General features: G+C 55.1%; 24 protein-coding genes. 10 read left to right on the top strand and 14 right to left on the bottom strand.

Annotated elements, in window-relative coordinates; all coding sequences use genetic code 11:
• Positions 1-13 precede the first annotated feature (13 nt).
• Entirely contained in the window at positions 14-2800 is a 2787-nt protein-coding gene (locus EKM95_RS01925) for a metallophosphoesterase (RefSeq protein ID WP_125696147.1), read from the top strand.
• Positions 2801-3405: 605 nt separating this feature from the next.
• Here EKM95_RS01925 and pepF read toward each other — a convergent pair.
• Both pepF and EKM95_RS01915 read right to left on the bottom strand, forming a co-directional pair.
• The gene (gene pepF / locus EKM95_RS01920) at positions 3406-5205 is read right to left on the bottom strand and encodes an oligoendopeptidase F (protein ID WP_125696146.1); all 1800 of its coding nucleotides are present in this window, start codon (positions 5203-5205) and stop codon (positions 3406-3408) included.
• Positions 5206-5297: 92 nt separating this feature from the next.
• Positions 5298-6176 carry an alpha/beta hydrolase gene (locus EKM95_RS01915; RefSeq protein WP_164510048.1) on the bottom strand — a complete coding sequence of 293 codons (879 nt, stop codon included), beginning with the start codon at positions 6174-6176 and terminating at the stop codon, positions 5298-5300.
• Positions 6177-6296: 120 nt separating this feature from the next.
• On the opposite strand from EKM95_RS01915, the gene EKM95_RS01910 reads away from it, so the two are divergent.
• Both EKM95_RS01910 and EKM95_RS01905 read left to right on the top strand, forming a co-directional pair.
• Positions 6297-6992: a DUF554 domain-containing protein gene (locus tag EKM95_RS01910; RefSeq protein ID WP_125696144.1), complete on the top strand. Its 696-nt coding sequence runs from the start codon at positions 6297-6299 to the stop codon at positions 6990-6992.
• A 36-nt stretch (positions 6993-7028) separates the two neighbouring features.
• On the top strand, positions 7029-7871 hold the full coding sequence (locus EKM95_RS01905) for a metallophosphoesterase family protein (protein ID WP_125696143.1): 843 nt from the start codon (positions 7029-7031) through the stop codon (positions 7869-7871).
• 491 nt (positions 7872-8362) lie between these two features.
• Here EKM95_RS01905 and EKM95_RS01900 read toward each other — a convergent pair whose 3' ends face one another.
• The 3 genes from EKM95_RS01900 to EKM95_RS01890 all read right to left on the bottom strand — a co-directional run bounded on the left by EKM95_RS01900 (position 8363) and on the right by EKM95_RS01890 (position 10060).
• The gene (locus EKM95_RS01900; protein ID WP_125696142.1) at positions 8363-8773 is read right to left on the bottom strand and encodes a peptide deformylase; all 411 of its coding nucleotides are present in this window, start codon (positions 8771-8773) and stop codon (positions 8363-8365) included.
• A 10-nt stretch (positions 8774-8783) separates the two neighbouring features.
• A complete protein-coding gene (locus EKM95_RS01895) occupies positions 8784-9413 on the bottom strand; it encodes a LysE/ArgO family amino acid transporter (protein ID WP_125696141.1) in 630 nt (209 codons plus the stop codon).
• 227 nt (positions 9414-9640) lie between these two features.
• The gene (locus tag EKM95_RS01890; protein ID WP_164510047.1) at positions 9641-10060 is read right to left on the bottom strand and encodes a GNAT family N-acetyltransferase; all 420 of its coding nucleotides are present in this window, start codon (positions 10058-10060) and stop codon (positions 9641-9643) included.
• Between the two features lie 154 nt (positions 10061-10214).
• On the opposite strand from EKM95_RS01890, the gene EKM95_RS01885 reads away from it, so the two are divergent.
• Positions 10215-10886: a type 1 glutamine amidotransferase gene (locus EKM95_RS01885; RefSeq protein ID WP_125696139.1), complete on the top strand. Its 672-nt coding sequence runs from the start codon at positions 10215-10217 to the stop codon at positions 10884-10886.
• Positions 10887-10962: 76 nt separating this feature from the next.
• On the opposite strand, the gene EKM95_RS01880 is transcribed toward EKM95_RS01885, so the two are convergent.
• The 6 genes from EKM95_RS01880 to EKM95_RS01855 all read right to left on the bottom strand — a co-directional run bounded on the left by EKM95_RS01880 (position 10963) and on the right by EKM95_RS01855 (position 14181).
• On the bottom strand, positions 10963-11367 hold the full coding sequence (locus EKM95_RS01880) for a pyridoxamine 5'-phosphate oxidase family protein (protein WP_125696138.1): 405 nt from the start codon (positions 11365-11367) through the stop codon (positions 10963-10965).
• A 46-nt stretch (positions 11368-11413) separates the two neighbouring features.
• Entirely contained in the window at positions 11414-11599 is a 186-nt protein-coding gene (locus tag EKM95_RS01875) for a hypothetical protein (protein WP_125696137.1), read from the bottom strand.
• Positions 11596-11832, bottom strand: a complete 237-nt coding sequence (locus EKM95_RS01870) for a hypothetical protein (RefSeq protein ID WP_125696136.1) — start codon at positions 11830-11832, stop codon at positions 11596-11598. The genes EKM95_RS01875 and EKM95_RS01870 overlap by 4 nt, the downstream gene beginning before the upstream one ends.
• Positions 11833-11871: 39 nt before the next feature.
• Entirely contained in the window at positions 11872-12333 is a 462-nt protein-coding gene (locus EKM95_RS01865) for a flavodoxin domain-containing protein (protein WP_125696135.1), read from the bottom strand.
• A gap of 291 nt (positions 12334-12624) precedes the next feature.
• Positions 12625-13740 carry a lactate oxidase gene (locus EKM95_RS01860; RefSeq protein WP_125696134.1) on the bottom strand — a complete coding sequence of 372 codons (1116 nt, stop codon included), beginning with the start codon at positions 13738-13740 and terminating at the stop codon, positions 12625-12627.
• A gap of 141 nt (positions 13741-13881) precedes the next feature.
• The gene (locus EKM95_RS01855) at positions 13882-14181 is read right to left on the bottom strand and encodes a hypothetical protein (protein WP_125696182.1); all 300 of its coding nucleotides are present in this window, start codon (positions 14179-14181) and stop codon (positions 13882-13884) included.
• Positions 14182-14331: 150 nt separating this feature from the next.
• Between EKM95_RS01855 and EKM95_RS01850 the strand changes: the two genes are divergently transcribed.
• On the top strand, positions 14332-14538 hold the full coding sequence (locus tag EKM95_RS01850; RefSeq protein WP_125696133.1) for an LBP_cg2779 family protein: 207 nt from the start codon (positions 14332-14334) through the stop codon (positions 14536-14538).
• Between the two features lie 112 nt (positions 14539-14650).
• On the opposite strand, the gene EKM95_RS01845 is transcribed toward EKM95_RS01850, so the two are convergent.
• The 3 genes from EKM95_RS01845 to EKM95_RS01835 all read right to left on the bottom strand — a co-directional run bounded on the left by EKM95_RS01845 (position 14651) and on the right by EKM95_RS01835 (position 17792).
• Entirely contained in the window at positions 14651-15283 is a 633-nt protein-coding gene (locus EKM95_RS01845) for an LVIS_2131 family protein (RefSeq protein WP_125696132.1), read from the bottom strand.
• Between the two features lie 5 nt (positions 15284-15288).
• Entirely contained in the window at positions 15289-16647 is a 1359-nt protein-coding gene (locus EKM95_RS01840) for an FAD-dependent oxidoreductase (RefSeq protein ID WP_125696131.1), read from the bottom strand.
• 479 nt (positions 16648-17126) lie between these two features.
• Entirely contained in the window at positions 17127-17792 is a 666-nt protein-coding gene (locus EKM95_RS01835) for a hypothetical protein (protein WP_125696130.1), read from the bottom strand.
• A gap of 674 nt (positions 17793-18466) precedes the next feature.
• On the opposite strand from EKM95_RS01835, the gene EKM95_RS01830 reads away from it, so the two are divergent.
• The 5 genes from EKM95_RS01830 to EKM95_RS01810 all read left to right on the top strand — a co-directional run bounded on the left by EKM95_RS01830 (position 18467) and on the right by EKM95_RS01810 (position 23931).
• A complete protein-coding gene (locus tag EKM95_RS01830; protein WP_125696129.1) occupies positions 18467-20308 on the top strand; it encodes an FAD/NAD(P)-binding protein in 1842 nt (613 codons plus the stop codon).
• A 651-nt stretch (positions 20309-20959) separates the two neighbouring features.
• The gene (locus tag EKM95_RS01825) at positions 20960-22336 is read left to right on the top strand and encodes a PTS sugar transporter subunit IIC (protein ID WP_125696128.1); all 1377 of its coding nucleotides are present in this window, start codon (positions 20960-20962) and stop codon (positions 22334-22336) included.
• A 79-nt stretch (positions 22337-22415) separates the two neighbouring features.
• Positions 22416-22697 carry a hypothetical protein gene (locus EKM95_RS01820; protein ID WP_373301784.1) on the top strand — a complete coding sequence of 94 codons (282 nt, stop codon included), beginning with the start codon at positions 22416-22418 and terminating at the stop codon, positions 22695-22697.
• Complete coding sequence (locus tag EKM95_RS01815) at positions 22694-22945, top strand: hypothetical protein (RefSeq protein ID WP_125696126.1); 252 nt, start codon at positions 22694-22696, stop codon at positions 22943-22945. Before EKM95_RS01820 ends, EKM95_RS01815 begins: the two co-directional genes overlap by 4 nt.
• Before the next feature lie 239 nt (positions 22946-23184).
• Complete coding sequence (locus EKM95_RS01810) at positions 23185-23931, top strand: gamma-glutamyl-gamma-aminobutyrate hydrolase family protein (protein ID WP_125696125.1); 747 nt, start codon at positions 23185-23187, stop codon at positions 23929-23931.
• The last annotated feature ends 12 nt before the right edge of the window (positions 23932-23943 follow it).

Here is a 23943-nt window from a genome sequence, read left to right as displayed (position 1 = left end):
TGGAGGGTTTTTGATGAAGAAAAGACGCTTGTTCGCGTGGGCCACACTGCTGACGCTGTTGATCAGTTGGCTCGCCCCGAGTTTCAACGCCTTGAAAGTGCAGGCGGCCGGGATGCCAGTGACGGTGGCCCAATACCACTTTGATGGGGATTACAAGGATACCAGTGGCAATGGCCACGACGGCATCCCCCACGGCACGCCGACATTCAGCGAAGGCGTCTTCGGCCAGGCGCTGCATATTCAAAATAGCCACGGCAGCAAGGCCACCGCGGCGGACCAATATGTGCGATTTGCGCACCCAACTGGCCTGCAGTTCGGCAAGGACGCCTTTGCGGTCAGTCTGTGGTATCAGACAAAGCGCGGCGATTCAAACGGCGCCAGCATTTTGGGCAACAAGGATTACAACTCCGGCACCCACGCCGGATTCGTACTTGGGAGTTTTGGCCAGGACCTGCGCATCAACTTGGCGGATGGCCACACGCGCGTTGAATCCGACCGTATCGGCGGAACGATCGACGGGCAGTGGCACTACATCGTCGCCAACTACGACCGCGGCGGCGATCTGACCACCTACAAGGATGGCAAGATCACGAGCCGCAAGTCCTTACTGCCGATCAAGGACTTCGATGCCAGCGATGCCGCCAATTTGCAGCTGACGCTCGGCGCAGACGGACTTGGCCAATTCGGGCTCGATGATGCCTTGATCGACGAGCTGACTATCTACCGGGGCGTGGTGCCGGAATTCCGCATCAGTGCCGAATACGCCAAGTTTGCGGCGCAACAAGAGCTCAACAAGGCCCGTGCGCTGCTTGCGGCTCATTCGCAGCAGCCCACCGATCGCAAAGTAGCCCTGCAAAAGGCAATCGACCTGTTGGCGCAGACGATGAAACTTGGTGCCGACGCAACGAATGCGATTGCCGCGCTCAAGCAGGCGCAGATCGATTTTCTGGACGAGACCAGTAACACCGTTCCGGGAAAATTCACCTTCAACGTGTTTTCCGATGTGCATCTCTCTAGTGCGCAGACCGTGACGAATTTTCAAAACGCGCTCAAACAAGTCGACCGCATCAATCCCGACTCACAAGCGGTGATCATGACCGGCGACAACACCGACAACGGGAAGATCGACCAATACAACAACTTGTATGACAGCATCGACCAATTCATCACCCCAAAGCGCACCCCAATCGTCGCGCTGGGCAATCATGACGTCCGCTGGCAAGGGACCAAGCAGAACCCCAGCAAGGATGTCCAGGACCCGACGACGGCCCCTGGCGCCACGACGCCGGTGTTTGATCGCTATCTGCAATATAACCGCCGCTACATGGCCAACAGCAAGACCCATCAAAACCCGGCGGACCAGCGCAAGGTCTACTGGGATCAATGGGTCGGCGGTTACCATTTTTTAGTTCTCAACACCGAACGCGACTTGAAGGACCAGGCCTATTTATCTGACGAACAGATTGCCTGGGTCGACAAGACGATCGCGCAGGAAAATGATCCGTCCAAACCCGGTTTCCTGTCGATTCATCAAACGTTTGAAGGCTATGCCGACCACATCAACTTGGATCGCATCGGTGGCGGCGAGCAGAAGCTGAAAAACGTGCTCAAGAAATACCCACAAGCCGTGATCTTCACCGGCCACATTCATTCCGGCCCAGACATGGTCGCCACGTACCACACCGAGTTTGGCCACATCGTTGACGTCCCTGCCTTCATTCGTCAGGATTACGGCTCGGATCGTAGCACCCAGCTTGGCTACCAGGTCACCGTCGACGGCACCAAGATCCACGTACGTATTCGCAACTACGCGACGCACGAATGGATCTACGCCGACAAGATGGATTTTGATCTCAAGGACCGCGACCCACAATTCTCCGACAGCATTCAGCCAACCGGGTACACCGTCAGTGCCGCCAGTCTCCAGCGCGACAATGTCGGCCTCGACTATCTCTCAGACAGCGGCGAGGAAGCCCGCCGCACCAACTGGAAGTCCGCGGAAAGCAGCAATCTGGAAAAATACGGCTGGGTCGATTTTGCCTTCAAGCAGCCAACCGCGATCGATGGTATTCGCTACACGCCGAAAAACACGAAGATGGGCACCGACGCGCTGGGCACTATTTTAAGTTATCGCGTCGACATCAGTACGGATGGCGGAAAGACCTATCGTGCGGTCGGCCAAGGCAATTGGCAAATCAGCCAAAAGGAAAAATTCGCTCAGATCAAAAAGCAGACTGTGACGAACATTCGCCTGGTGCCGCTCGCCACATATGGCATGCAAGTCCAGCATCGCACCACTGGCTACGTTGAAGCATCGCACATGGCGCCGGCATTGCTGGCGGCCCCGGTCGAAAAACCGAGTGAGCCCGGGAAGCCAGAAGTGCCTGGCAAGCCGGAGACCCCGCAAAATCCTGGCAAGCCGGAAACACCGGTTAAACCCGAGGCACCAAAGCAACCGGAAGTACCAAGCAAGCCTGAGACGCCGAACAAACCGGAAACGCCAAGCAAGCCTGAGACCCCGGTAAAACCGGAGACGCCTGGCCGGCCGGACACACCGAGCGCACCGAAAGCGCCAGCCAAGCCGGCCCCAGCTGGGAAGCCAAACACAACGCCTGACAAGAAACCAACGACCAACAGCGAGCAACCCGCAAAAAAGGTCGTGGTGGTTCCAGCGCAAAAGACGATGCCAAAGACTGGCGATGACCAGGGCACTTTGTTGATCTGGGCAGGCTTGTTGCTACTCGGCACGATCATTGCGGGTATTGCCAGCGTCGAATGGCGCACCCACCGATCCAAGTAGCACACATTCTCTTATCGCATCGATTCCCCCGATCTGTGCGCGAATGAGACGACAAAAAAAGCGGCGCCGACAAACACAATGTCGACGCCGTTTTTGAGTCGGGATGGCGGTCCAGCCACGACAAAGAGGCCCCGAAAGGCCCCAATTTTGCTTTTATTCGATTACGTGACTGCAGTGCCCTATGTGACCGCCAGCATGCGACCAACTGGCGGGACCCTTTTCACCTTGGCGGGTAACGGCGATAGCACTGTCGCTACCTCTAGTCACTATAGTAGTAATGGTGACCGTCGTGGCTTTATACCACTTGAACTAAGTCAGCGGACCTCGCCCAAGTGGCCCCGGGAAAAGCTGATGATGCTCGGAACCCGGCGCACCGGGTGGATCTCCGAAAAATTGTACAGGAGAGCAGTAGGTTAGCAAGGCCTACACCTGCAATCGAGAATTCTACTTTATTTTATATAGTAAGCGGTTTCTTGTCAATCATCTGAACCGCTTGGCTCAAAGCTTCAGAGCGCCACAAGAACCGCGTCAGGACGCGGTTCCAGACCATCTGCAGACAGTCACGACCGCCAGTTTGGTGAATCGTTCATTTTATTGGCGAATCGTCAACTTAACAGCGCTTCGAGTTTGCTGAGTTGCGCCTCGAACGTCGCAAAGGCTTCCTCGAGATAATCAGCCTTGGTGACATCGATTCCAGCATTTTTTAACACATCGACCGGCGTCTGCGAGTCGCCAGCGGACAGGAACTGCTTGTATTGCGCAGCGGCAGGCTCACCTTCCGTCAAGATGCGGTGGGCAAAACTGGTCGCGATCGCCTTGGACGTCGCGTACTGATACATGTAGTAGTTATAGAAGAAATGCGGGATATGGGCCCAGTAGGCTTTCGGCCAATCATTCGGGGTCACGGCCGGCCCGGCGTACGCGGCATCGATCTTATCCCATTTTGCTGTCAGCGTTTCTGGCGTCAGCGGTGTGCCATTTGCCTCTGTTTCGTACATGAACTGCTCAAATTCAGCGAACTCCGCCTGACGATACAGTGTGCCGGTGAAATCACTGACGGCCTCGGTCAACAAGTAGATCTGTTTTTCCTTGTCGTCCTTGGTCTGCTCAAGCATATACGCATTCAGGAGGCTTTCGTTGGTCGTTGAGGCGATCTCGGCGGTGAAGATCGGATACCACGAGTTCCAGGGCAATTGATTTTCGTCCGAATAGACACTTTGCATCGCGTGGCCACTTTCATGGACCAGGGTGCTCATGTCGCCGTATGTGTCGGCCCAGTTGAGCAAAATATACGGATGGGTGCCATTGGCGAAGTTCTCAAAACCACCAGAGGTCTTGCCCTTGGTCTCAAGGACATCGACCCAGCGCCCGTCGAATTCAGCGCGCAGGTGAGCCAGATAGTCTTCACCAAGTGGGGCCAGGGCCTTCAGTGCCGTGGCTTTGGCTTCCTCATAGGTAGGCGCGATCGGCGGCTTTTTCCCGGTCAACGGCACGCTGCCATCATAGCCATACATCGGGTCGAGCCCCAGCACCTTTTTGCGCAGGGCATAATAGCGATGCAGCAGGTCCAGATGGGCGTGCGTCTGCGCGATCAAGGTATCGTAAACGGATTCTGGCACCGCATTGGCCGCCAGATCCATCTGCCGGGCGGAGTCGTAATGCCTGATCTTCGCGATCGTATTTTGCGCGTGCATGTGATCGTTCAATGTCTTGGCAAAGGTGAAGCGATGGTCATAGTAACTGGTCTGGAACTGCTTGCTGGCGATGCGGCGGACGTCACGCGGCGCGGAGGACGAGATTGGCCCCATCAACCCCTTCGTCAGCGCCTGCGTCTTGCCATCGTAGTCGATCTGGCCAAATGTCAGGTCGGAGTCATCCAGCGTTTCTTGAATCGCGCCGGCGCTATTGAGGCTCGAGCTGAGTTGGGCCAGCAGGGCTTCCTGTTCTTTCGGCAACACATGGCCGACCAGGGTGCGAATCTTCGCAAGCTGGCGCGCATAATCTGCCAATTCAGGCAAATTACTCTGAAATTGTGTTAGCGTCCCCTCATCCAGCGCCACAACAGCCGGCGAGAACCAGGCCGTCGCTTGGTCAAAGGCCGTGCCGACTGTCTGCACGTCCGCCCAATCTTGAAGGCCGGTCGCGTCGGTCGTGTCCTGCGCATTTTCCAGTTCCGCGTACAAATAGGCGCGGGTCAACTTTACCAACGCATTGAAATAATCACGCACTGCCTTGAGAAAATGGTCCCCGTCTTTGGTGAAGTCTTCGGCTTGGGTCGCCAAATCGGCCCCGAGTTGCTTCAATTCCGTCAACGCGGCCGCAAAATCCGTCGGTGTTTCGAAAAGATCCTGCAAATTCCAAGTGAGTGCTACTGGTGCCTCGCTTCGTTTCAACTGATCTGCCATGATACCCCTCTTTTCATTTTTCTCATATCGTTCTCATCCTAGCATATCTGGACTACCAGCGAAACGGGGGGTGGAACTTGACTGCGCCGGATTCATTTCCAAATGAAGTCATCCACGGCTTTGGCCACCTGAGCATTTTCATGTAGGGCACTGTGCTGGGCGGACTTGCCGGTGAAAATGCGGGTCGCGTACAAGGCGGCGGTCGGCATCAAATACCGCAGGCTGCGCGCACTGGCAACCGGGACCCGGCCATCACTTTCGGAGCCGTCTTTGAGGTCACCGATCAAATTGAGGACCTCAACGCCTGCTGGCCATTGATCGCGCAAGGCAGCCAACTGTCGATAATCAGGCGTTTGATACTTCGGTCGGCCGTCTTTGGCAAAAACATTATGTGCGAACTGCGCGCCAGTCGCGTTACCCGTGATGCCTGTGAGCGCGGCATTCCCAATGTTTGGATCCACGATGCCGTTGATTGAGGCCGCGATGGCAACGTAATGCACAAGTTGTGGCTGGCCAGGCTTTTTCCCGTCGCGCAGCTCATATGCCATGGTCGCGTTGTTGCCCATGGAATGCGCCACGATGCCGATCTTCTTGACGCCATACCGCTGCTTCAACGCGCGCGTCACGTTGCGAAGCCACAAGCTCAGGTGTGCAGGGTCGGGGTCGCGATTCTGCTGAAAAATCACCTGCACAAGCGGCCGCGTGGCAGTCTGGGGCCAGCGTCCGGTAAAATGGACCTTGCCAGAGGCGTTGACGGTGGCCACCAGCGCTTTGGTGGCCCCGGCATGCGCCACCGCATAATTGATCAGAAAATTGGTCGAGCCTTTACCTCCGCTGTAGCCATGAACATACAGCACTGTTTCCGGCGCGGGACGCGCCGTCTTTTGTCGATTGGGCTGGCAGCTGGCCAAAACCAATAGACCCAGCGCCAAAGCCAGTGTCGCGCGCCATTTTTTCCCCAAAAGAATCATGTGCCCACCTCCAGTTGCGCCCATGATACCCGCGGCCGGGAGTGAAAACAAGCAAACAGCCTTGACCTTTGGCCCTGCGCAATGGCTATAATCGAAGGCATAGACAAACGGAGGCAAATTATGACAGGGACCCTTTTCAATACGGTGATGATCATCGTCGGCAGTGCAGTCGGGGCGCTATTTAAGCGCGGCATGAACGAGACCATCACGCGCGACCTGATGACCGGACTGGGCTTGGCGGTCGTGTGTCTGGGGCTGAACACGACGATCAGCCACATGGGCGCCAGCCATTATCCCGTCCTCTTCATCGCCAGCCTTGCGATCGGCGCGGTGATTGGGAGCGCGCTTCGCCTGGAGGACCGCTTCGATCACCTGCTGGCGCGGTTTGACCACGAGGATGGCGGGCCGTCTCTGGCGCAGGGGCTGGCAACTGGCATTTTGCTTTACTGCATCGGAACGCTGTCGATCGTCGGGCCAATGCAGGCCGCGCTCAAAGGCGACCAGACATTTTTATTCACCAATGGGATGCTGGACGGCATCACCGCGATGGTCCTGGCCTCGACATTTGGCATCGGCATGATTGCCGCCGCCCCGGTCCTTTTTTGCTGGCAAGGCGCAATTTTTGGCGTGACGCTACTGGCCAGTGACGCGATCTCCAGCGCCATGATTACGGAACTAACGATCACCGGCGGCGCGCTGATCTTGGCGTCCGGCCTTGGCCTGCTCAAGATCAAGGATTGCCATCCGATGAATCTCCTGCCTGCGTTGGCGGTGCCACTTGTGGTCGTACCGATCTTGCAGGCAATGGGTCTCTAACGAAATCGGCTTAATTTAATGAAGGAATGTGAAAAAATGAGAACGATCGCAGTTTTATCTGATTCGCATGGCAATTACAGTGCGCTGCAAGCTGTATTGGCAGATGCCAAAGACCAAGGCGTGACCGATTATTTGGTGGTGGGTGACATGGTCAACCGCGGGCCGCGGCCTCACGAGGTCACAGCGGCGCTCCAGGCGTTGCATCCCCTTGCCTGGGTGATTGGCAATCACGAGGAAGTCTATCAAAGTTTGCTCGCGCACCAGTTCAAGGGATTTGAGGACAACGCCAAGGCAATCATGGCCGTGGTGACCTCCGGGTATGACCGAAGCCAACTGTCCGCCGACGAATTTCGCTTTTACGCCAGCCGGCCGCTGCAGCAAGACGTCGACATTGATGGCCTAATTCTGTCTGTTTTTCACGCGACCCCGACCAGCTGCCGCGGTTCATATACGGCACCAGATGCGCCGCAGGATCATTTTGACAGCCTATTTGAGGGATCCAACGCCCTGATCGCCTTGTACGGGCACACCCACCAGCCACTCTTACGCCCAACGACCCATGGCCAACTCGTGCTGAATCCAGGCAGTATCGGCCAGGCGGTGACCGTCGATCTACGGTTGGCTGGCGCAAAAGCCGAGTACGGGCTCCTGCGCATCGACGACGGCCACTTCGCGGGCTGGGAGCAGCGCAACGTCCCATACGACCTCGCCCAGGAGATCGAATGGGCCAAAACGAGCGACCTGCCCTATGCCAATCTGTATCTCAAGCTGATTCAAACAGGCGGCTTCACCTACAATCGCCCGGCCGTCGCCGCAGACAACCTGGCAAACGACTTCCTGCGCCAAGCCCAGCAACTAATAGAAAAAGACCCGTGGTAAGAGAAGGGTGTGGAAGCCCGCGGGTATGGTCGAGCAGATAGGCTAGCCTGGCGCTTGGGGCGTACTTCGCCCCGAGTGACGGGCGTACCTATTTGCCTCGACCATGCGGGCTGGAACCCGACTAAAGGCTGTGGAGGGGCGCGTTTAGGGGTGAGCAGCTAACCTGGCTCGTGCGCTTGATAGCGGTCTTCGCTAGCGAGTGCGCGAGTCGGTTAGATGTCTCACCCCTGCGCACCGAAACCCGACTAAAGGGTGTGGAAGCCCGCGGGATGGTCGGTCGGGTAGCTTGGCTCGGGCGCTTGAGGCGCTCTTCACCTCGAGTGCCCGAGTCAGCTAGACGATCCGACAATGCGGGCTGGAACCCGACTAAAGGAAGGGTGGAGGGGCGCGCAGTTCTCACCACATAAACTTCACACGCCTTGTCCCACATAAAAACGGTTCAGCGCAACTCATACACATTCCGTGCGAGCTACGCCGAACCGTTTTTTCCGTCAAATCAACTTACCAGCAAGGTGATCGCATTCGTGCTGGATCACTTGCGCGACAAATCCGGTGAACGCCTGTGTATGGGCGACGCCGCCACGATCTTTGAAAGTGACGGTGATTGCCTGGTACCGGGTCGCGGGCCGTTCGCCAAGCAGAGATAGGCATCCTTCTTTTGTCTCATAACGGCCACTTTGTTTGATGATCTGTGGCGCGACCATCACGACTGGCAAGGCGCCCATAAACAGCACGATCATCGCTTTGTTGACGCCGATCATATTTGCGGCCATGCCAACGCAATGGTCTTGGTGCGCGAGCAATGTATCTACCAAATTCTGCGCCAATTGATCATCCGGTAGGCCCGTCGCTGGAGCCGGTTGACTCAAAAAAGTTGGATCTTTCATGATCTTTTGCTTCATATCGCGCCTCCTAGAACAATGCGCCGACGATCGCCTGGCCCGCGTGGAAGATCAAGACGACCCCATAGCCCATGACGATGAACCCCGAAATAATATTGACCCACATCAGTAGACGCCGCGGCAATCGATTTTTTAATAGGCCGATCAAGGTCGTGATGGCGATGAACCAGATCGCCGTCGATGTGATAATGCCGAGCAGAAACGGAATCGCCTGTGCGGCAGTCAGCGTGCTGCGCAAAGCGCCAAGGGTCACGCTGGTGTCGACCAACGCCTGGGGATTGGCAAACGCTACGATCCAGGCTTCGCCAAACGCCTCTCGCAAGGTCAACACCTGGTTGTCATTGCCAAACTGGGCGCTGTGCGCGCTTCGCAAGATGCCCCAGCCCATCCAGACCACGACCGCCCCGCCGATCAACATGATCGTCACCTTGAGGACCGCGTTGCTGGCGATGATCGACCCGAGGCCCAAGAACGCAACGGCGGTCAGTGCCGTATCGGCGACCCAAACGAAAAACGCGATCAGAAATGCGCGGCGCAACCGCTGACTCATTGCCTGATTGAACATGAATATATTTTGCATCCCGATCGAACTGACCAATGCAAAAGTGACGAGCATTCCCCGTAAATAAACCCCTACCATGTGTCCTCCCTAATTTCAAAAAAATAGCATCCGCCATGCGCTTATGGGAGACCCCCGTATCTGCGCGCATGCGAATGCCTGACCCGCCGACCCGATGATCGATGGGAAAATAGCCTTTAGTCAATAGTCTTATACTACTGATGAAACTCGGTGGCGTCAAGAAAGTGGGCAAGGATCACCAGGCTGGTCAGCCTGCTCACGAAGCGCATTGCCCGCGGACCCTGTTTTCACCCCAAAGCGCAACGCATATTGACCTCATGAACGGTCGGCGTGTCGACCACATCCGTCTGGGTGAAGCCGTGATGCCGATACAGCACCTCGGCGCGCTGATTGCCGCGTGTGTAAGTGACCGTCATCACCTTCGCCCCAGGCAGCGTGCGCCCATACGCCTTCAGCGCTTCGAGCACCTCGCCGCCCAGGCCTTGGCCTTGCCGATCGTGCCGAATCACCAGCTCCCAGAGAAAAAGCGTCTCCTGCCAAGGCGCCAGCAGCGCAAACCCCACCAACTCGCCATCGCGCTGCACATTGAGGCCAACCACGCCCGGCTGCATCAGACGTTCATTGAATTTTTCCGCGGTGCAGACCCATCGCAGCTCTGTTTTGGTCAGCGGCAGGTCAAAATGTGTGGTCGGTGTCAGGTCAAGCACGACGCATCCCTCCATTGTCTCGTCTGGCTTCAGTATAAAACAGGCTGCCGGGAAAAACACGCGGGTTGTAATTTCATTAAAGCGAAGGCGCCGGCGTCGACCCGTTCGCCTTCCTGTGGTATCATTGCGTCAAACCTAAAAGGGAGCGACGCAGATGGCAACGATTCGAATCGCCTATCTCTATGAGGACTTGATGAACACTTATGGCGACAGCGGTGACGTGAAGATCTTGCGCTACTGGCTAAATCAGGCCGGCTATGACGTGCAAGTCGATGACGTCTCACTGGATCACGAGTTCAACGCCAGCGACTACGACTTTGTGTTTTTCGGCGGCGGCCAGGATTATGAGCAGACCGTGGTCGCCAAAGACCTGTTTCGGCATAAAAATGAGTTGGCGAAATTCATCGACGCCGGTAAACCGATGCTGGCGATCTGTGGGGGCTACCAACTGTTGGGCGACTATTACGAGACTTCCGATGGGACCGTCATCAAAGGCCTCGGCATCCTGCCGCTACACACGATCTTCAAGGCGGACAGCCGCATGATCGGCGACACCGAATTTCAGACGGAGTTCGGCCTGGTCCGCGCGTTTGAAAATCACAGCGGCCGCACCTATTTTGACGACAAGGAAAAATTGCAGCCCCTGGGCAAAATGGTCGAGGGTTATGGCAACAACCCCGAAGACGGCGTCGAAGGCATGCGCTACAAAAATACGATCGGTAGCTACGCCCACGGCCCAATTTTGCGAAACGAAAACATCGCCAAGGCAATCACCGAAATGATCATCAAGAGCCACGAAGAACGGGTCGGCCAACCAACGGCATAGCCCGTCTCGCGCGCACGAAAAAGCCTGTCTGCAATGCTGACATTGACCAGCATGCAGACAGGCTTTATTGATTTGCTTAATCTTCTGCGATAACTGTCCCGGCATTCGGGCCAGCATCGAGCTTGATGATGCGATGCACATCGATCACAACGGCCGCGATTGCTGCTGGCAGATGACGGGCCTGCGCAAACGCCTGAGCGTCGTCGAAGATCTTGCCATCCTTATGAATCTCGACCGTGCCTTCGAAGCGGAAGCCCTTCAGCGCCGGCCGATCGACTGTCGCAACGGCGACTTTGCCAGAGGCCTGCAGATTGTGCCAAGCATGGCGGCCGGTCTCCTCGTTATAGATCAATTGATGATCGGAGAACACGCGCAATGTGCCTTTAGGGCCAACTTGCGGGTTGCCATCTTCATCGGCTGTCGCCAAAAAGTTGAGCTGAGCACCGATCATGTCTTTCATCTCTTGTGTCAATGTTGCCATATCACTCAGATCCCTTCATCAAAATCAGATGTGTCTCGACAGTTTTTTAGGAATGTGATGGCCACCAGAGTGCAATCAAAATGGCGATCAGCGCCCCGCCGGATAACCCGGCAAAACCGACAGCAAACGGGTTTGGTAGCGGCTCAGCCAATAGCCAGGCGATCAGTGCCACCAGCCCTGCCAGCACAGCCACGAGTCCCACCGTGAGCCAACGCCGTTTTGCGCTGCTCATAAATGTGCCAGAATCGTGTATTTACTTGCGGGCACGTCGCCGTAGTCATTTGCGTTCAACATTCCTGCCGCCTCATAAAAGACGGCGAACTCGCCGCTATCATCCTTGCCAACGACCAGGCCTTGGTCGGTCGGGTGATCGACCTTGAAGACCTCGGCGCTGCGGCGGGCGGCTTGAAAATCATGGTCACGGGCAACCGCGTCACCCGGATTGAAAAATACGATCTCATCCATGTCTTGTCCCTGCCTTTCAAATTGACTTGCGCAACTGAGCTACGCTGTGACCTCTTTGATCTTGGCCACAACGTCCTTGGTGAGTGTTGCAAACAATGGCACGTCTTCTTCGTCTACGCCTTGCTCGATCTTGATCGTCTTTGCCCCGCGAATCGCCCCGCTACCGCGCAACGCGCCGGAAAACAGATCCGGTGCGGTGTTGTAATCCTTGCCGTAAAACAGGTCACCGGTGCCCGCGATCCCGAACACCAGAGGTTTTTGACTATAATCCGTTTGGGCCAGATCCGCGAAGAAATCCTCAGACTCCTCGGGAATCGTGCCGCCAGACCAGGTATACGTCGAGATGATGATGCCGTCGTATGCTTTCAATTTTTCCGCGGCGGTCTGTTGCATGGTGCCAACGTCGACTTCAGCGCCTGCGTGTTTGAAAAATTGTTCGAGTAGCCGGGCCATCCCCTTGGCGTTCCCTGTGATCGATGCGTATAGAATCAAGACTTTCATTGCGCTCACCCCTTTGCTTCAAGTATACCTTGTCAGGCATGGGTGTAAAAGCTTTCAGAACTGATGGCCGGAAAAATCGGAGGCGGGGACGCAAACGCCGTAGCAGGCAGTAAGCAACAGGCTAGCCTACCTGCTCGACCATAGCCGCGCATCGCCACACCCTTTTCCAGTTGGGTTACAGCCCGCATGGTCGGATCGTCTAGCTGACTCGTGTACTCGCGGCTAAGCCCGCCGCAGCACCCGAGCCAAGCTACCCGCCCGACCATACCCGCGGGCTTCCACACCCTTTTATTAATCCGCGTAATTGAAATGGGTCAGTGGCGCGCGCTTCACGTCTTCGATCGTCTTGGTGCCGGCAAGCTGCATCGTGATCGTCAGTTCGTGGTCAAGCTGCTCGAAGACGCTTTGCACGCCAAGCGCACCGCCGAGGGCCAGGCCGTAGATTGCTGGCCGGCCGATCGCGACCAGGTCAGCGCCTGCCGCCAACGCCTTGAAGACATGGGAGCCGCGACGCACGCCAGAGTCGAAGATGATCGGTACTTGATGGTTGACCGCCTTGGCGATCGCTGGCAAAACATCAAACGAGGCCGGGCCACCGTTGAGCTGACGCCCGCCGTGATTGGAAACATAGATACCAGCCGCACCGGCGCCGATCGCCCGTAGCGCATCTTCAGGCGACTGCACCCCTTTGACGATCACGGGCAGATCCGTGTATGCTGCGATCCGCCGAACATCATCCTCGCTGATCTTCTGTGCCGCGGATGCGTAGATCTCGCCAATGCCCTTGCCTTTGCCATCGCCTTCGGAAAACTTGGTGAGGTTGGCCATCGGAATCGGGAACTGGAAGTTGTTAACGATATCCTCTTCACGATAGCCGTCAACGGTCGCATCGGATGTCAAAAGAATGGCTTTCGCGCCGGCTTTTTTCGCTTCGTCCAGCAGGCTCTCATTAAACGTCCAGTCCTTGCTCATGTACAGCTGGAAAAACTGTGGCGCGCCTTCGCCCGCGGCTGCGGTGTCTGCGATCGAAGTCGAGCTGTAAGTACTCTGCGCCATCAAGCCGCCGACTGCCGCCACGCCACGCGCGGTGTCTTTTTCACCTTGGCTGTGGGCGAGACCTTGGGCGGCGGTTGGGGCCATCATCACTGGCGTCTTGAGGGAGATACCAAAAATGCTGGTGGACAGATCAGGCTGCTCGATATTTGACAGGACTTTCGGGACGATCTGCGCGTGACTGAACGCCTTGGTGTTTTCCGCCAACGTCCATTCATCTTCAGATCCGCCGACAATATAGCCGAAGCCGCCTGCCGGAATGATCTTCTTCGCCTCTGCCTCAAGACTTGGCAGGTTCAAGATATCAAGTTTGTTTTCGTTATCGCTTTGTTCATACCCATTCACAATTGTCATGATGATTGCCTCCTACAACAATGATTGTCTTAACCATATCACTTACTAAAAAGAAGTTAAAGGATTTTCGCTTACTTTTCCGCAGAAAAACAAAAAGCGGCCGCCTCGTGGCAAGCCGCCTCACTGATTGGGTTAGGGCGATCAACTGACCGCCAACGTTTCGTCAACATGTAATAGATAGTGAATGGCCGCAGCCAGATCATTCTCCGAGAAAAAGCGGATATCCGCTTGCGCATCGAGCCGGTCGATCTCGATGACCGTCTCAAAGCCACCGAAAGGACGGAGCGCTTGATGAAGCCAGGCGTCCCACACCTCGGTGATCAGTCCGCGTTTATTTTGCAGATTGCGATGGATGATCACATTTTTATTTTCCCAGACCCGTACTTGGAGCGGGGTGGTCTGGGCGGCGGCCAAGTCTTTCAGGTAGGCAAATCGGTCCATGCAGATCACAGTCCTTTCGTCATGACCCACGTCTCTCATACCTTGATTATACAAACGCACGTTCGATTTTGCAAGTCGTGAGACTTTAAGTGCGCGCTTGCGCCAAAATTCGGTATACTAAGAGAGTAGCTTATCGAGGAGGGATAGATCTTGACTGAAAAAGACCAACTAAGCGAGTTCGCGCGTGAGATCATCGACTTTCAACGCAAAAACGACCTGACGGATGCGGAAATGGCGCTGAACAGCCATGTCTCAGTGGAGCACATTCACAACATCAAGGCCATGCGAGAAGCGCCGGACCCGACCATTGTGGCCAGCCTTCGCGATTACATGGAACACAAACCAAACGGCAAGTAAAACAAACGGCCCTTCTCGACATGAGAGGGGCCGTTTTGAGTCTGTGTGGTTTGTCTTGGAAATTGCGGTAAGCGTCAAAAGGGCTCAGACCTAACCGCCCCGCTTCGCACCCTTATTCTCCTCGCGGCAACACGCGCAGGAAGGTGTCGTTTGGAATGCGGATGATCGAGTAGCGCTGAGCAACGTGGCCCACGTGCATCCCGAGGCCGTTGAGGAAGGTCGGCGTGTAGGTCGCCGTGAATGTGGCGATCCAGGCTTTTTCCTCAGTCTTATCCAGCTTCTTGAGCTTTTTCAGCGACCACGGATAGCCCGCCGCCTGCACATTTAACGGATCCGTTCCATCGCTGATGGTCGCGTTGCGGCTTGTGATGGCGTATTTTGCGCCTTCGCGCCAATAGGAAAAATACTTGACCGGGTGATTGCCATTGCCTGACCGCGCCGTCACATAGTAGGAGCGATTCGTGTTGACCTGCAACACAAGCGGGGCGTAGCTGTAACTGCGGCTAACCGTCGCCTCGTCTGCATAATCGACCTGGCGGAAAAATGAGACCCAGCCCATCCCGACGATAGCGGCCAGTAACACGATCACTTCGAGCGTATCAAGGAGATGGTTGCGGTGCCGCCATTCTGTTTGGCGCGTGATCACCATTTTAATGTGGCGGTTGCGGATGTTGAAGATCACGAAGATCAAGTAGATCGCCAGTAGCACCCATGCGCCGAGGCCGATCAAGTTCCATGCGTTCATTACAGTCACCTTTTATTCTGACGATCCGCTTCCGCGACCGCCGCTTGTCCGAGCAAATTGAGGTAGTTCCAAGGTTTATCATAATTCGGATTGAACAACATGTCGACATATGCCAGGTCATCGATCGTGTTGCGATTTTGAATCATCACCGACAAGAGGTTTGCCGACTGCGCGATATCATAGGAAGAATAAAGTTGCGCGCCAAGAATCTGGCGGCTTTCCTTGTCCCACACAAGCGCCATCGTCACCGGCGCGGTGGTCGGCATGAACTCCGGCCGGTAATTGTCGGTCAGCGTCACCGTATCCGCCTCAAAGCCGTGATTGCGGGCGCGCTTCAGCGTCATCCCCGTGCACGCCATGGTTTTGTCATACAGCCGAAGCGCACTGGTCGCCTGGGTCCCCATGTATTTGACCTTATTGCCAAAAACATTGATCCCCGCCAATTTTCCTTGGCGCACAGCATTTGTGGCAAGCGGCGCGTAGGCATCACGGCCAGTTGGATTGTAGTGGACGGCCACGGTATCCCCGGCCGCATAAATATCGGAGTTGCTGGTCTGCATGTAGTCGTTCACATGAATCGAGCGGTCCGGATTCATTTTCACCTGGTCGTCCAGTAGCTCCGTCATCGGCTGAAAACCGGTGCAGACGACCGCCAGATCCGCCTGATGCTCGCCTTTATCGGTGCGCACATAAACGTGAGTCTCATCGCTGTCAAACTTGAGCGCGACCTCATCGAGGACCACCTCAACGTGATGCGCCCTGAGATCCGCGGCGATCACGCCGGCCAGCTCGTCATCGACGTAATGGCTAAGCAAGCCGTGGACACCATTGATCAAGATCACCTTGTGGCCAGTGTGGCTGTACGCCTCCGCAAGCTCCACGCCAATGTAGCCCCCGCCGATCACTGCGATCGTCTCCGCATCCTTTGCGCTTTCCTTGATGGCGATCGCATCGTCATAATTTTTGCACATCAACACCCGCGGCAAGCTGACCCCCTGAACCGGCGGCACAACGGGGTAACTGCCGGTGCAGAAGATCAACTTGTCGTAGTTTTCCGCAAAAGTCGCCTGCGTCTGCATGTTTTGCACCTGAAGCGTATGGGTCGCCGCATCGATGCTGAGGACATCATGGCGCATGAACAGGCGCACATTTGGGCCAAGTGCCGCCAACCCAGGTGCGTCCGCGTAAAACAGCGTCGTTGGATCTTCAACCACGCCTTCAAGATAAAGATAAATGCCGCAGGATAAAAACGAGATGTCGCCACGCCGCTCGAAAACATCGACTGCGGCGTCTGGATGGGTCCGCATAATTTCCTGAACGGCGGCGGTCCCGGCATGGGTACAGCCGATCACTGCGATCTTCATAATTCGTCGTCCTCACTTTACTGGCGGCCTCAGCCGCAACCCAAGTCGATAAAAAGGGTACATTACCATTATCTTAGCGCACAGACACAGGCAACGCAAAAATTTGGGGCGACAGTATGAGGTGTCCATAGCGAATGTGTATGTCTGGGTAAATAGTGTCCACTGAATGATTGCTGGCGCACCGCACCCACAAAGAGCCAGGCCGACTGTCTGTCTTTGATCTACCGTACTGACCCAGCTATCTCGACAATTAAGAACAGAATATGATTGTCTACAGTCAATTACTTATACCGTGAAGAGTCATAGCCGAAATGAACAATTCTGAACGAAAGATAACAACACGCAAAATTGAAAAATATGTAACAGCTTATCCCAGAACACAAAAAATGGGCGACACCTCATCCAATAAGAGACGAAGCGCCACCCACACGTTGACAGTTACATCAGAATATCGCCCCACACAAGATACTGGTTATGCGCTATTGCCAACCCCAGGAACCCTGCGAAAATCCCAGCAAATAATTATAGTCCGCCCAAATGCCACCAGGAGGGGTCAGCATCCCGATAAAGCCGATTAGCGCCGCGGCTACAAATTCTACTCGCACATCAGGCACCTTTCCCACTAAAACCCCTAACCCAGCTAAAAGGCCGGCTTGAACGCCTATAAGGTCGCTTTTTGAAATATAAATTCGCACAAAATTCCAGTGTACCGTTACCTTGCTGAGGCCGTTCTTATATCTAAGACGGCTTGCGGTATCGTGAGTTGTGCTGGTAAATGTTGCTGTCCTTGTAGCAACATCGATGGTGGCTTTGTTGTCCGAGATAACTTGGTTGGTTTTAACGATTAGCATTCTAGCTTCTTGAAGGGCTGTCGCATCCACCTCCAGATTCTGAGGAATATCCAATACAAATTGATTCTCGACGACTCTAACGTAAGGATCCAGCTCAGTGATAGCATGTTGAACAGTTGCTGTCTTTTCGGAAAGCGTGATACCAGGTAAAAAGCTCATGTCGGAAGGATGAACGACACTTTGCGATGTGGCGGCTGTTGCTGTCTCAGACTCCGCTGCAAAAATAGGTGTTGCGGGTGCAATTGCCGAAGCTAAAATAACAACAGTAATGAAGGACACAATACTCTTTTTCATCGGAAGACCTCCAAGCTTTATTTTTTGTGCAAAATAAGATTAATGCGTTTAACCATATATATGCAAGCGCTTTCCAACCCGGCTGGTATATAATTAACTCAGGTCAGAAAGGAGCTATTCCATGAAAACAATTCGATACCGCAAAACAATTCTCTTGGTAGGTGCATACTTCGTGTCGGCCTTACTCACACAGTGTTTCGTTAACGGCAGTTTAGAGCTGACTAAGATTGTGTTTGGTGCCGGCACATTCTTATTGATTATGTTAACAGCTGAAGCCTTCTTCAGGAAAGAGGGTCATGAGAAACGATTTAAATAAATCTGAAACGAATGCCATCAATAACCGTTGTTCAACAACCTTTCACTCGCCAAAATCCGGATTTGTAGTTCCCGTAGTTAAATTCATTGGCAAAAAAACAAGTTCTCTTTGCTTAAGCCGTCGTGTAATCCAGCTTCAAAAAGCACAATGAAGTATCAACAATACCGACCGTCTCACTCTGCCATCGCGAGACAGCTGTATGATGCTGATTTTATTGTTTATCTCCATAATGACCCCAAGTCTCTTTGCTTCCCAAGCCCCCTTCTTTCCAGCTATACTGACGCCAGAGGTGGCTATCTGCGTTGTGACGCACGTCGCCGCCAAATTTCACGTCTGATGAAGAAGGAGGCATCATTATATGCAGATCGCATTGATCGGCGCCGGTCCCCGCGGCCTGCTCGTGCTTGAGCGGCTGGTCGCCCTGCAGCGCGTGGCACTCCAGCCGACGCTGAGCATCACCCTGTTTGATCCATATGGCATCGGTGGGCGCGTCTGGCAAAGTGACCAGCCCCATGAGCTGATCATGAACACCGCCGCCCAACAGATCACCCTATTTTACGACCAGACCGTCGCCCATCCTGCGCCGTTCACCCCGGGCCCCAGTCTGTACGAATGGGCGCGTGATGAGGCAAGTGCTTATCTCGCCGGGCGCAATGACCTCGGGCAGGCCAACGCCCTGGCGACCGAGGCGACCACGCTTGGACCAAATGGGTATGCCAGCCGTGCACTGTATGGCGCCTACCAGCAATGGTTTTTCGCCAAGCTGACCGCCGACTTACCCAAACAGTCCTATGTCGACCTCCAGAAAGAAACAGTGACCGCAGTTCGCAAAAATGGCCAGCGGTTCACGGTGGCGGCACATCATGGCGGCGACTTTGATGCGGTCGTCATGGCGCTGGGCAATAGTGCGAATACGCTGACCCGGGAACAGGAGGTCCTCGCCCAATTTTCAACCGCCAACAACCTCCAATATTGGCCGCCGAACTGGCCGAGCGAACCCGATCTGTCCGCCATCACCACTGAGGACACCGTCATTTTGCGCGGGCTGGGCCTGAGTTTCTTTGACTTCACAGCGCGGCTGACGGAGGGGCGCGGCGGTCGCTTTGTTGAAAAAGATGGTCAGCTCACCTACCTGCCCAGCGGCAACGAACCGCATCTGTTGGCGGGATCGCGGCGCGGCCTGCCTTATCACGCGAAGGCGCGGAATGAAAAAGGCCCAAGCGAACTGGTGCCTGCGCATTTCTTGACTCCTGCCTATCTGGCCAAAATGCGTGCGCAAAAGCCCGCCAGTAGCAGCTGGTTTTGGGAAGGCCTGCAGCACGAAGCCGAGTTCATTTATTATTCGCTTCTATTAAAGGCAGACTATCCCGACCAGTCTGTCATCGATTTTCAGCTGCGCATGCTGGCGGATCCCGAAAAAGCTGTGAGCGCGCTTGCCATCAAGGAAGCAGACCGGCTAGATTGGGCGACACTGATGGCGCCACCGAAGCCAGCCGACAATGCGGCCTTTCAGCGCCTGCTGGATGCCTATCTGCCTGCGGACATTGAAGCGGCCAAGGCAGGGAGTAAGCATGGCCCGTTAACGGCTGCGCTGGAAGTCTGGCGGGATCTGCGGGATGTGGTGCGGACCGTCGCAAGTGGCGGGATGCTGACGGATGACCAGTACCTGGATCAATTTTTGCGCTGGTTCAACGGACTGAACGATTTTCTGACCATTGGCCCGCCGGTGGTGCGCATCGCGGAACTCAAGGCCCTGCGCGACGCCGGCATCGTCACCTTACTGCCACCGCAGATGCAGGTCGCTGGAAAAAAAGGCCGGTTTGAAGTCACATCCGGGCTCTTCCCAGACTTTCGCGCGCGTGGCACCGCCCTGATCGAGGCCCGCGTGCCCGCCGCCAATGCGCCGACTGCCCAAAACCCGCTGATGCAGCAATTACTGCACGATGACATGGCAACGCTTTATGAACTCCAGCTTGCAGGTGATAGACGTTTCCAATCTGGGGCGGTCGTCAACGATCGCCGCACGCTGCAACTCCTCAACAGCGCTCGAGACACCCAGGGGCTGCTCTTTTTCTGGGGTGTGCCGACCGAGGGGTATCATTGGTTGACCACGGCAAGCCCAAGACCGTATGTCAATGACGTCGCGCTGCGAGAAGCCGCCAGCATCGCGTCGGTGATCTGGGGGCAAGATCCCGCATAAGGCATCGACACAAGGTGGACCACTCGGCCGTTCCCAGAACCGGTCCACGCCGTTGAAACCGCGTCCCCATCGCGTTTCGCTCAACCAACAAGAATCCCGGTCTATCAACATCGGTCCCCGGACCGGTGTTTTTGTATACACTAATTTTCGCCCATTGGAAGCGGCTCCGCGCCGATTCTTTTTTGCGGAAAGTGACTGGTATCGCTGTTTTATAATCCTGCCCGGCGCCGTGGTTTCCGCCAAACGCGTGTTACGTTTGACAAACGGCTGGTCAATGGTATACCGGGAAAATGCGTCAAACACGGGCACTCTAAGGCAGATGTTCACACGTTTCAAAAGATAAACGCTACACTTTTCTTGTTTCTTTTTGCGTATGATTTTCATGAATGGTCAATTATAGTAAAGCGTGTTAATCGGAACCGTGAATCTATTTTCGTTATATTTCAAAACTAATTGCCCTACCGTTATCTAAATATGCTACACTGTTCAAGTAATGAAAGCCGTTTCATTACGCCGCATCTCCGAGGCGGTCATTCATTTCGGAGGAAACACGCCGCAACTGCCACTGCGACGGGCTTCCGACAGCCATGATCACCTATTCGCCGACTCGGAAAAGCGGAAGTTTGCATATAACTTAGGGGAGGTAAGTACATGCAAGTCATTATGAACTGGCTCGAGAAGTATGTCGTGCCAGTGGCTGCCAAGATCGGTTCGATCCCTTGGCTGGTCGCGCTGCGTGATTCATTCATCGCAACATTGCCGATCACCATGGCCGGATCTCTTGCAACGCTGCTGAACGCGCTGCTTTCGACATATCCAGCACAATGGGGCTGGACGGGCTTTGTCAATGCAATGGCACCAGTCATTGCCATCGACGGCATCGTCGGCACCGGATCTTTGTCCATCTTTGCGGTATTCTTTGCCGCTATGTGGGGTTACCATCTGTCTACCGCTTATGACGTTGACGGTGTCGCAGGGGCTTTGGTTTCTCTGTCCGCCTTCTTCATGGGTATCAACAGCAACGCAACCGTCACAGTTGCAAAGAACCTGTCCAAGAGCGTTTCCAAGCTCTTCACCGATGCTGGTGCAACCGTAACTGGCGGCACTGTCACCGTACCAAGCGCATTTGCGATTGGTAACATGGGTTCCGCATCTCTGTTTACTGCCATGATCTTCGGCGCAATTGCGCTGGTCGTTTATATCTTCTTGATGAAGAAGGATATCTCCATCAAGATGCCAGATACGGTTCCGCCTGCAGTTTCCAAGGCATTCGTTTCCCTGATCCCTGGGATCGCTGCCTTGTATGCAGTTGCGATCATCGGTTACCTGTTCTCGCACTTCACTGGCAAGAACTTCGGCGACTGGCTGAGCGCAACCATCCAGGCACCACTGCTGCACGCCGGCCAAGGCGCAGGCATGGTTATCCTGGTTGCCCTGCTCGTTCAGATCTTCTGGTTCTTCGGTATTCATGGTCCTAACGTTTTGGCACCTATCCTCGAATCCATCTGGGGCACTTCCCAGATTGCGAACGTTCAGGCTTTCCAAAACGGCGATCCGCTTCCATTCAAGTGGGTTCGTGGTTCCTTCGATGCCTACGTATGGTTCGGCGGTTCAGGTGGTACGATCGTTCTGTTGATCGCCATCCTGCTGTTCTCCAAGCGTGCTGATGAAAAGACTGTCGCAAAACTTGCTTTTGCCCCAGGTCTCTTCAACATCAACGAGCCAGTTATGTTCGGTCTGCCAATCGTTTTGAACGCGATCTACTTCATCCCGTTCATCGTAGCGCCAGTTCTGAACACCGCTATCGCTTACTTTGTAACGATGGCTGGCTGGGTCGGCCCTGTTAAGATCGCTGTTCCTTGGATCACCCCGCCAGTTCTCAATGCCTTGATGGCTACTGGGTTTGACTGGCGTGCTGCGGTTCTTGCGATCGTCAACATGGTCATCGCGTTCTTTATCTGGGTACCGTTCGTCATGGCTTCTAGCCGTGTTCAACAGGACACAGTTGATGAATCCGCGAATGCTTGATCGCATCGCCTAGGCGTCAATAAAGTAAGCCACCGGTTGCCTCGTTGCAGCGGGTGGCTTATTATTACGGCGAGGGCTTTTGCCCATTGCAAAAAAATTCGCCGACTTGCTCGGCATCGATAAAGGAGTGACAACGATGATCTTCATCAATGCACCACTAGAACAAGACAAGATGATCGAAACACTTGAAAGCTACAACGAAAACGGTGTGACCTTCAAGCTCGAAAAAAAGGCAGGTATGAAGCTCACCTTCTCCACGAACATGGAAGACCTCGACGCAGCGGCCAAACTCGCTAAGTCGACGATCAAGGCGCAGCGCTGGGCGTCTGTGCTCTACTTCCAAGTCGGCGTCGAAAAGTGACCAAAAAAGCTGACGCGCCAACGCCCGAGTCTAAGCCGAAAAAGGACTACACGCCAGGGTTGTTGCCACTTGCCATCGGGTTTTTCATCATTATGATCAGCCCGACTGTACCTGGTGCGACCCGTGCGGATCCCGGCCTTGTGACCTTGGGCATCGCGTTTGTGCTCGTCGGGTTCTACATGATGACCCGCAAGCACACGAAAAAAAAGCCGACTGACGCCAGCGCGCAGTCGAACAATAAGAAGTAAGCGAAACGGCGACCTCATCTGGGGGCGCCGTTTTTGCGTCTTGTGACCGGTCTTGAAATTGGCTCCTTGAGCCGGCCCGGAGAGCGTCTGCGTACCGGCCCCGCAAGCGTCGCCTTTGGACCGGAAAGGCTGCATGGCCCACCTGCCTATTTTCCGCCTAGCAAAAGGCCTGCGAATTGCGTCAATCGGCCTCGGCCTCGTATGATTAAAGTAAAGCCAGTTCACTAGGAGGGCCCCCAATGCATCCAGTCATCGCGATTCCCGCCGATAGCCTCACCACGCCCAGCGCCGCCATTAATCTCAATCAGGCGGATTACTCACCGCATATGATCAAAAACGCGCTGATCGCCTGCAAAGCGGTCCCCATCGTCCTGCCATTTCCAGAAGTTGATGATGCCGTGACGCCGCTTGTCGATCATTACATCGGCTTGTTTGACGGGCTCCTTCTGCCAGGCGGGCCCGACATTGACCCGACGCTTTATGGCGAGGAGCCCATCCCAGAATTAGGCGCGGTCATTTATCCAGAGGATCGCTTTGAAGTCGCCCTTGTACGCAAGGCGATCGCGGCTGGCAAACCGCTTTTTGCCATCTGTCGTGGAATGCAGGTGTTGAATGTGGCGCTGGGCGGCGACTTATACCAGGATCTGGTCACCGAAGACCCCGACTCGCGAATCCGGCACGCCCAGGCAGCGTCCGGCCAGTATCCGACCCATCATATCAAAACAATGGCCGATAGCCGGCTGAACATGTTGCTTGGCGATCGCGTCTATGTCAATTCGCGCCATCACCAGGCGATCAGGCGCGTGGCCCCAAGCCTGAAAGTCACCGCCGTTGCCGAAGACGGCGTGGTCGAAGGTGTGGAGAGTCGCGATTCACATCAATTGGTCGGTGTGCAATGGCATCCGGAAAATTTGTGGGAAACGCAGCCCAGCCAGTTGGATCTATTTGCCGACCTTGTCGCCCGCGCCATCGCGCATGCCCAATAAAAAGGAGTGAGT

It is taken from the genome of Lacticaseibacillus yichunensis, from assembly GCF_003946405.1.
Taxonomy (GTDB): Bacteria; Bacillota; Bacilli; order Lactobacillales; family Lactobacillaceae; genus Lacticaseibacillus; species Lacticaseibacillus yichunensis.
This window is presented reverse-complemented; position numbering and strand designations above follow the sequence as displayed.